This is a genomic window from Pirellulales bacterium, from assembly GCA_035533075.1.
Lineage (GTDB): Bacteria > Planctomycetota > Planctomycetia > Pirellulales > JAICIG01 > DASSFG01.
The window spans coordinates 1-10,124 of record DATLUO010000132.1 but is presented as its reverse complement, the minus strand read 5'-3'; the positions used below and the strand labels follow the sequence as shown (position 1 = coordinate 10,124).

The following is a 10,124-nucleotide window of genomic DNA, read 5'->3' as shown; positions in this document are numbered from 1 at the left end:
CAATTCAGGGTTCAGGGTTCAGGGTTCAGGGTTCAGGGTTCAGGGTTCAGGGTTCAGGGTTCAGGGTTCAGGGTTCAGGGTTCAGGGTTCAGGGTTCAGGGTTCAGGGTTCAGGGTTCAGGGTTCAGGGTTCAGGGTTCAGAAGTTACGCTTTAGGTATTCGTGCTTCTGCACCTGATACCTGATGCCTGATACCTGATGCCTGATACCTGATGCCTGATACCTGATGCCTGATACCTGATACCTGATACCTGATGCCTGATACCTGATGCCTGATGCCTGACGCCTGGCGGACCAGCGCGGCAGACGATCGCGCAGTTTCAGAGCCAGCTTCGACATTTCGAGAACACAGATGCAGCGGACTGGACGCGTGCCGGTGGCAACCTACCGGCTGCAATTCAACGTACACTTTGGCTTTGCCGACGCCCGTGAGCTCGTCGGCTATCTCGACGACTTGGGCGTCTCCGACGCCTACGCCTCGCCGGTGTTCCGCGCGTGCAAGGCCAGCACGCACGGTTACGATGTCGTCGATCACAGCACGATCAGCCCCGACTTTGGTTCGGAAGACGATTTCCGCCGGTTTGCAACCGATCTGATCGACCGCCGCATGGGCCTGCTGTTGGACGTGGTGCCGAACCACATGGGCATCGACGACCCCAACAACCGACTCTGGCAAGACGTGCTCGAGAATGGTCCCGCGTCGCCCTACGCTTCGTTCTTCGACATCGACTTCAATCCGCCCAAGCCGGAGCTTCAGAACAAAGTGCTGCTGCCGTTCTTGGGCGAGCAATACGGCAAGGCGCTGGAGAGCCAGCACCTACAGCTCGCCTACGAAGAGGGAGCGTTCTACCTGCGGTACGACGATCGCCGTTACCCGCTGGCACTGCACACCTGGACGCAGGTGCTCGAATTACTGCAGCAGCATCTGGTGGGGCAGCTTGCTCACGACGACTCCCAGTGGCTGGAGTTGGAGAGCGTCATCCTTTCGCTTCGCAACTTGCCGTCGCTTTCGGACACCGACCCCGAAAAAGTCCATCAGCGGCAGCTCGAGCGCGACGTCGTGCCCCGGCGGACCGCCGCGCTCGTCGCCGGCTCGCCCTCGATCAAGGCGGCGCTCGACCTGGCCATCCGGGAGTTCAACGGGCGGCCGGGTGAGCCGAGCAGCTTCGACCGCCTGGAGCAACTTTTGGACAAGCAGGCCTATCGGCTGGCCTATTGGCGCGTGGCGGCCGACGAAATCAACTACCGCCGGTTTTTCGACGTCAAGGAGCTGGCGGCGATCCGGGTGGAACTGCCGGCGGTGTTTCGCACGGTTCATGAACTCGTTTTTCGCTTCCTCAAAGCGGGCTGGGTGACCGGCCTGCGCATCGACCACCCCGACGGGCTGCTCGATCCCGAGCGCTACTTCGCCGCCCTGCAAGACGAATACCGCCAGATGGTCGCCGAAACAGGTGTCAGGAATCTTTTACCGGAAGCGCGACATGCCGGCGAAGAGGCTTCCGCGCAAACGGCTCCTTACACCAGGGTGCCGCTCTACGTCGTGGCCGAGAAGATCCTGGGCTATGACGAAGCCTTGCCGGCCAGTTGGGCCGTGGCGGGAACCACCGGCTACGACTTCTTGAACCTGCTCAACGGCCTGTTCGTCGAAGGCCGAAACGCGAGCGCGATGCGCAGCTTATATGTCCGCTTCACGGGCCAGAGCCGCCGCTTTCGCGAAGTGGCCTACGAAAGCAAGAAGGTGATCCTGGAGCGGTCGATGTCGAGCGAGCTGCACGTGCTCTCGCGGCGGCTCGACCGGATTTCGGAAAGTCATCGCGATTCGCGCGACTTCACTTTCTCGACGCTGCACAACGCCCTGCTGGAAACGATCGCCTGCTTTCCGGTCTATCGCACCTACGTGCGGCCGGGCAGCGAACCGGTGAGCGACGAAGATCGCCGCCGCATCGCGTCGGCCCTGCGGGTCGCCAAGCGCCGCAACCCCGAAATCGACGCTTCGGTGTTCAATTTCGTCGGCTCCGTGCTGCTCTTGGACGGTCCGCCGCACCTCACCGAAGCGCAGCGCGACGAACGACGCGAGTTCGTGCTCCGTTTCCAGCAGCTCACCGGGCCGGTCACCGCCAAGGGCATCGAAGACACCGCCTTCTATCGCGACTACCCGCTCTTGTCGCTGGACGATGTGGGTGGCGACCCCGAACACGTCGGCACGGGCCTCGAGCAATTCCACCGCCGCAATCGTCAACGGCTGGAAGAATGGCCGCACACCATGCTGGCCAGCAGCACGCACGACACCAAGCGCAGCGAAGACGTTCGGGCACGGATCAACCTGTTGTCGCAGTGCCCGGACGAATGGGAGGCGGCGATCGCGCGCTGGCACAAGCTGAACTTGCCTCACAAGACCGAAGTCGACGGCTATGAGGCCCCCAGCCCCAACGAGGAATACTTGCTCTACCAGACGCTGGTGGGCGCCTGGCCGCTCGACGCGAAGCAGGGGGACTGGCAGACGTTCGTCGATCGCATTCGACAGTATATGTCGAAGGCGATGAAGGAAGCCAAGGCGAACACAAGCTGGACCAACCCGTATGAAGACTGGGAGGGCGCGGTCGACAACTTCGTGTCGGCGGCGCTCGACCGTCTGCGCTCGCCGGAGTTCTTGGACGACTTCGAGCAATTGCACCGGCCGCTGGCCGTGGCGGGCATGCACAACTCGCTGGCCCAACTGCTGCTGAAGATCGCTTCGCCAGGAGTGCCCGACTTTTATCAGGGGACCGAGCTGTGGGATTTCAGCCTGGTCGACCCCGATAACCGCCGCCCGGTCGATTTCGCTCTTCGCCGCAAGCTGCTGGGGGAATTGAAGTCGCGGGCCGAAGGCGATCCGGCGGCATTGGCCGGTTCGCTGCTGGAGAATTGGCGCGACGGCCGGATCAAGCTTTACGTCACGTACCGGGCCTTGAACTTTCGCCGTGAGCACGCGGAACTGTTTCAAACCGGCGACTATGTGCCGCTGGAAGTTACTGGTGCGGCGGCGGAGCACGTGTGTGCCTTTGCCCGCGTTCACGGCAGCCGGGCGGCGGTGGTGGTGGTGCCGCGCCTCGTGTTGCCGCTGCAAGCGGACGGGCAGCCGATGTGGGAGGCGAGCGTGTGGGGCGACACCGAGCTTTCTTTGCCTCCGGCGCCGAGCGGTTGGCGAAACCTGTTTACGGGCCGGCGGATTCCCGCCGAGGGCAACCGCATCGCCGTGGCGACGCTCTTTCGGGAGTTTCCCGTGGCGCTGTTAACGGAGGTGCCTTAGCCGGATATCGAGTTGCCGGCCATCGACGGATCAATAGTTCGCGCCAAGCTGCGAGTTGCCGAACAGGGCCTGCGTCTCCAAACGCTGCAGGGCCGTACGCAAGGGCCCTTGCACCCGTTCCAGCGACCGCACGACCAGGCGGTATTCGGGAGATTGGTGATCGAAGTCTTCGTCGCGAAAGCGGCGGACCACCATGTCCATGCGGCGGCGGGCGAGCTGGCCCTTGCCTTGGGCCAGGTCGGAGACGATCCACCAATAGTGATATTGCAGCTTGCGCGGCGATTCGAGCGTGGCCTGGTGAAAGGCATGTGCGGCACGGGCATAGTCGAGCTTCCAGAAATGCCGCAAGCCGGCGGCATAAAACCAGCGGCCGTTGGCTTCCGACGGCCCGACGACCGTCAATTCCGTGGTCTTCGGCGTAATCGCCAGCGGCACCTCCGCGGCTTCGCCTCGCTTGCCGGCGCCGGGCTTGACCCACGCCGGATCGCGCCGCATCAGCCGGCCGCACAGGCCCTCGATGGCCACGTCCTGGTCTTCACGGGCCATCCGCCCGCGGAGCACGAGATTGAGCGCCCCCGGCTCGTTCGGATCGGCCGCATAATAGCCGCCGCTGATTTGACATCCGCTCAGCGTGGCGTCGGTCTCGATCGCCACTTCCAGATCGGCCAGCAATCGGGAGAACGGATAGAGTCGGTCGGCCCGCGGCTTCAGCTCGTAGTTCGCGCCCGATAGCCAGGCATGAACCAGCCGGTCGATCTCGACACGTTGCGACGCGGCGCGGTCGGTGTCGAGCACGCGGCGGACCGTGAACTTGCCGGGCAAGGCTTCGTCGGCGTTCGGCTCGTATTCGACGTCGATCCAGGCTCCCCGCAACTTCGGGTTGTCGCGCGCGGCGTTGGAGAATTCTTTGTCGAGCACATTGACGTCGAAGGGCGGCGCAGCGGCGCAGGCTGGCGGCGCGGCGGCGCAGGCCAATGACAGGACGACAACCGCCCCGAAGAAGCAATGCCACTGCCGTGCGCGGAGCCAAGACGCGCGCATCATCACGGTTCCCTTCGAAAAAGAGTGAGCCACCATTACGAGATGCGTTCCAGAGTATTTGGCGATGCCGCGGATTGCAACTGACGTGTACTTTTTGACGGTGGGGATTCCACCGAGTATCGTCAAAACTGACTGTAGGGTGGGACCAGCGAGCTTGCGAGCGCCGGCCCACCCTCAGCGCGGCGTCGTTCACGGTGGGCCGGCGCTCGCAAGCTCGCTGGTCCCACCCTACGTTCGTTTCGTCTAAGATGACGTAAGCCGCTCAACCGCCCCAACCGTCCCAGCACAACGCTCTATGCCGCGCCCGACACCCGTGACCGTCTTTTTGCAGAAACCCGCTTGCCGCGCGCTCGTTGTGCTGTCGGTCACGGCCACGCTGCTCTGCGGTCACGCCCAGGTAATCGCCGCCGATGGCCTCGTGGGACCGGCCACGAGCGGCCAGCCCCGCGCCGATGCCGTCGAACTGGCCGACCACTACGTCGAAGCCGTGGTGGGCCAACTCCAGGCACAGGAGGACATCGCAATTCGACAGCAGCAGCGAGAGCGGCTGACATCGGGCACGAGCCGGGGCGGAATCGCGAGGCTGCTGCGCACGCTTTCGGGCGACGAGCAGCGGGCCTTGGTGGAAATTGTCGAGAAAGGAGGCACGCCCGTCATTGCGGCTCTCGAGCGGTCGGCCGACGACGCCTCGGAGCGGCGAAAACAGGTGGTCGACGACTGGCGCAAGGTCCGGGCCGACCTCTACCACGAACGACTCGAGCTTTACGAAGTGAAGGCCAGCCAGCGAATCGCCGGGCAAATGGCCTCCTTGCTGAGCGTCGACAACCGCTGGTTCTGGCTGTTCGGGCTGGTCGCCGTAGCCAGCCTGGCCGCGGTCACGCTTCACGAGCGCCGCCACGAGCTGCGACGCTGGTTGTTTGGCGGACGTGCGCGTGCGCTCGGGCTGTCGAAATTTCTCACCGGCCTGTTGGTGACGCTGGCCCTGGTGACGCTGACCACGTTCGTGCTGGGCGATCGTGTCTATCAGTGGCTATTGCAGGCGGGCATGGGCGCCGAGACGTCGCCCCGCGAGACATTCGTGGCCGACAACAAAACGGCGGACGCACAACTCGCCCAAACCGTGGCCGACAAGAGAGCGGCCGAGACGCAGTTCGCGGCCGCGCTGGGCCAGTGGCAAAAGTCGCAATCGGCCGGTGCGTCGCTGGCAGCGCTGGTCGAGCAGGCCCAGCGCGAAGAGCAGTTGGTCGCCCGGTTGGCCGTCGAGTCGGCCGCGCAGACGGCCGTCTTCAAGCGGCTCGAAGAGGATGCCAAGCAACTCGAATCCGCCCGTGCCGAAATCGCCCAATACGCGGCCGAGCGAGACACTTACTTGAAGCAGAAGCAATGGATCCGCGGCGGGCTGGGCTTCGGCCTGCTGAGCCTGGCGAGCGCGGGCGGTTTGCTGTTCAAACGCGGCACGCGCAGCCGCGAGCAAAGGACGCGGGAGACCTGCCCGCTTTGCCTGGGACAGGGGACCTTCGAGCCGATGGGCGAGGGTCCGCATCCGGGCTTGGAAATGGTGCGTTGCAAGAACGTGATTTCCGAGCATCCCTACGAAGAGTGCGATTTCACCTTCTCGGCCATGTATCGCGAGAACGTCAAGCTATGCTTTCCGACGCTGGGCATTCCGCAGGCGGGCAAGACGCACTGGCTGGCGATGGTCTATCGCGAGCTGAACCGCGGCAACTATCCCGACGTCATCCAGTTCGAGCGCATCCGCTCCACCAGCTCCGACGACTTCGACATCGTGGTCGATGAGATTCTCAACAAGAAGCTCGGTCCGATGGCCACGCAGGTCGGCCGAATTCCGCATCCGCTGATCTTCAACTTTCTCGATCACGACCGTTTCGGGGCTTCCAACGTGCTGGTGAACATTTTCGACTATTCGGGCGAAGTGATCCGCAGCCAGACGATCGAAGACCGGCAGCGGCAGCGGGCACTCGACGGCGACGGTTTCTTCTTCTTTCTCGACCCGACCGAGCCGAGCGAGACGCAGTCGCAGGCCTTGGCCGGCTTTCGCGAAGACCTGCGGCGGATCAAGGGCATTCGGGCGGGGCGGCAGGTACACGTGCCGATCGCGCTGTGCGTCTCGAAGCTCGATCTGATGGTGGCTCAGCCCTACGCCGACCCGCACGGCGGCGGGGCGGTGGAAAAGTTTTATCGCGACCTGGCGGAGTTGGACTGGACCCACAGCGTGCGCAATATCGAAGCACGCTCGAAGCTGATGAGCCAGTTGAGAGACACCGTTTGGCCCGGCTGGCAGATCGAGCGGCAGATCGACGACCTGTTTGGCGGGCGGTTTTTGTTCTTTCCGCTCACGCCCGTGGGTCTGGACGGTCTGGGCGAGCGCGACCTGACCCGCCGCACGATCGCCCCCGTCGGCCTGCTGGAACCGCTGTTGTGGCTGTTGCACATGAACGGGTATCCGGTATTGAGCTAGCGCCCCGCTCATTCGTCGAATAATCCAAGGCCCTCTGTGCGGCATCCGCCCCGAGCCACAGAGCGAGTGCCGCCGCGCGTTCGATCCACCATTATGGGTGACGCGCGTGAACGGCTGCCTGGTTCTCGCATAGAATGTGGGTATCCGTGTTTTGACGTTCGTCCGAGGCACCGCGGGTTCGAGCGTCAAAACCGAAGACTAGATCGCCACCACCGCCCTCGTCTACCGTCTACCGCCTACGTCTAATGTCCGCCCTTTCCTGGCCGCTGGCTTCGCACTTCAGCACCATGCTGCAAAACCCGCAGCATGCGTTCCGCGATGCCGAGCTGAGGCGGCTGGCCATCGAGAAAGACGACTGCAAACAGCCACGAGCGTGGTCCGGGGCCTTCGCCACCGTCTATAAGGGCACGTTCCCCAATGGCCGCGGCTCGATGGCCATCCGCGTCTTCACCAGCGCGGCCTCCGAGCGGCGGGAACGCTACAACGCCATCGCCGCTTATCTGCAAGGCCGACACATCGGCCCGCTGGTCGGTTTCACCTACGCGGACGGCGGAATCCGCTCGGCCAGCGACGGCAAATACTATCCGCTGGTCACCATGGAATGGGTGCCCGGCGAAACGCTGCTCAAATGGACTGGCCGGCAGTGCCGCGACAAGAACCGCCCCGCCTTGCAGCAGGCTTGCGAGCAGTGGGTGCAGGCCGTCGAGCAGCTTGCCGCCGCCAACATTGCCCACGGCGATTTGCAGCACGCCAACATCATGGTGACCACCACCGGCCAGTTGAAACTGGTCGACTACGATTGCATGTGCGTGCCCGCACTCGTGGGCCGCAAGAACCTGGAGATCGGCGTCGATCCCTATCAGCACCCGGAACGCAATCACGATACGCCGCTCTCGTTGCACCTCGACCACTACTCGGCGCTGTTCATCCTGGCGGCGTTGCGGGCATTGGCCGCCGCGCCCGAACTGTGGCAGCGGTTCGTCGAGAAGAACCAATATGACAAGCTGCTCTTTCGCCGCGAAGACCTCGACGACCCGGCACACTCGGAGCTGATGAAGGCGCTCAAGCGTTCCGGCGATGCGGACGTGCCGCGGCTTTGCGAAGAGCTGGTCGCGCTGCGGCGGGTACACCTCGACCAGGTGCCGCGGCTCGACGAGGTGCTGTTCTCCTACGCCAAGGTCGAGTCGCTCTTGAACGCGCGCGACTTCGACGCCGCCGTGGCGCTGGTCACTCGCAGCCGCAAGCCGCCGTCGGCCGCTCCGCCGGCCTTGCAACCGCGCATCCGCAACGCCCAGGAGCGCGTCAAACGGCTGGAGGAGTTGGAACGGGCGGTCGCGTCGGGCGACGAACGAGCCATGCAGCGGCTTTACGATCCGAAGCTGCTCGACGATTTCCCGCGAGCGCATGCGGCCGTCGCGGTCGCCAAGCTCGCACAGCAGTTGGTGCCCGTTATCGACCAACTCGACCGCCACCGCCAGGCCCGCCAGTGGCGAGAGTTCGTGCGCGAATGGGACGCGCACGCCAGGCTCTTGCAAGGCCGAAAGAGCGCCGGGCGCTTCGAGACGGAAGTCAAGTCTTGGCGCGAGCGGAACCAGCTTTGCGACTCGGTGCTCGCTCTGCTGAAGCAAGCCGATTGCGACGCGGCCGCACTGGAGGCGACGTGGCACAAGCTCGTGGCGGCGGGCGGCCATCCGGAGGCCGAGCCGCATCGCCCGCAGGTGGAGCGCGGTCTTCAGCGCGAACGGGCCTGGAGTGCGCTGGCCGCTGTGCCAACGACGCTGAGCGAGACCACGGATGCCGCGCTGGTCGGCGCCTGGAACGAGCCGACCTTCGCCGGCTGGAAGAAGGCAGAGTCCGAGCGGCCGCGGGTGGTGGCCGCCAAGAAACGCCTGGAGGTGGTGGCCGAATTGGAGCGGCTCGCCGCCCAGCCGCAGAGCATGACCACGGAAGAAGCCCTGTTTCACGCGTCGGGCAGCTTGCCGGCCGGCTACGGGCTGCGGATGGCATCCCGTCTCAAGTTGGCCCACGACCGGCTTCACGCGCTGGCCCATTTGAAGCGCGTGCTGCAAGAGCCGGTGTCCGATCTGGCGGTGGCGGCCGCCTGGGAACGCATGGAGCAGCTCGAGGCCAAAGGACTGGCTTCATCGCACACTCGCTCGCGCGCGGTGCTGGCCGCCGAGCGGGCCGCCGTGCTGCACATTCTCAAACAGATTCCGCCCGACTACCCGATCGAGCAGGCCCCGCAGCAGGATGCGCGGCTGCTGAAGACATGGAACAACTCGCTGCTGGCCGAGTGCCACGACGCCGACGCCTGGCGAAAGGTCTACAAGGCCGCCCATCAGCGGCAGGCGGTGCTCGAACAGATGAAAGCGTCGCAGGCGGCCGGCGACAAAATGAAGCTCGCGGAGCTGGCGGCCGAAGATTGCCTGGCCGGATACCCCTTGCCCGGCGAAATGGCCCGCGTGGCCAAAGGGGCGCTCGCCGAACTGCGCGTGCTGCGGCACTTGTTGGGAACGTTGAAGCACAACGACCTGGCCGGTTTTCGCGAGGCCTTCGACGCCCGCGTGCTGCGAAAGCATCCCAAGGAGTTCGGCGACTACCGGCGGCAGATCGAAGAGTGGATTGCCGGCGAGCTGCTGGCCTCGCAGCAGCTTGGCCTGGCGCCGCCAGTGGCCCGCAAGGCGTTGACGCACGAGCCCGGCAACAACGGCACGTTTCGGGTCTGCTGGCAGTGGCCCGAACCGCGGTTCAGCGAGCAGTGCATTGTGACCTTGTGCCGCAACCTGCCCCGCCGCGGCGAAGACCCGCGGCAGCTTTCGGCCTTGATCCGCCTGCCGGTCGACCGCAAGAGTTTCGAAGAGGGAGGCGGCAACCGCGTCTTGCACGTTGAGCCGGACTGGCTAGGTTGCTATGTGGCGGTGTGGGCCATGATCGACGCCGGCTTTCACGTGTTTGCCAGCGAGCCGCTGGTGCTCGGACGGCTCGACGCGCCGGTCTCGACACAGCGGCGGGGCTCCGGATTTTTTGGCGGATGGATAACGTAGGGTTCAGGGTTCAGAAAGGGTTCAGGGTTCAGGGTTCAGGATCTGAGTGAAGGATGAAATGCGAAAAGAACGAGCAATGTGTAGTGCATAGCGTTCAGGTTCAGGATTTGAGTGACGGATGGAGTGTGAAGGCAACGAACCCTGAACCCTGAACCCTGAACCCTGAACCCTGAACCCTGAACCCTGAACCCTGAACCCTGAACCCTGAACACTGAACCCTGAACCCTGAACCCTGAACCCTGAACCCTGAACCCTGAACCCTGAACCCTGAA

Annotated in this window: 4 protein-coding genes; 3 read left to right on the top strand and 1 reads right to left on the bottom strand. The window is 64.3% G+C overall.

Annotation, left to right across the window (positions count from 1 at the left end):
* Positions 1-351 precede the first annotated feature (351 nt).
* On the top strand, positions 352-3,288 hold the full coding sequence (gene treY, locus VNH11_16745; GenBank protein ID HVA48020.1) for a malto-oligosyltrehalose synthase: 2,937 nt from the start codon (positions 352-354) through the stop codon (positions 3,286-3,288).
* 30 nt (positions 3,289-3,318) lie between these two features.
* Here treY and VNH11_16740 read toward each other — a convergent pair whose 3' ends face one another.
* A complete protein-coding gene (locus VNH11_16740) occupies positions 3,319-4,332 on the bottom strand; it encodes a hypothetical protein (protein HVA48019.1) in 1,014 nt (337 codons plus the stop codon).
* Between the two features lie 292 nt (positions 4,333-4,624).
* Between VNH11_16740 and VNH11_16735 the strand changes: the two genes are divergently transcribed.
* Both VNH11_16735 and VNH11_16730 read left to right on the top strand, forming a co-directional pair.
* Positions 4,625-6,808 carry a hypothetical protein gene (locus VNH11_16735; protein ID HVA48018.1) on the top strand — a complete coding sequence of 728 codons (2,184 nt, stop codon included), beginning with the start codon at positions 4,625-4,627 and terminating at the stop codon, positions 6,806-6,808.
* A gap of 245 nt (positions 6,809-7,053) precedes the next feature.
* Positions 7,054-9,852, top strand: coding sequence for a protein kinase (locus VNH11_16730; protein HVA48017.1), 2,799 nt, complete (start codon positions 7,054-7,056; stop codon positions 9,850-9,852).
* Positions 9,853-10,124: the final 272 nt, after the last annotated feature.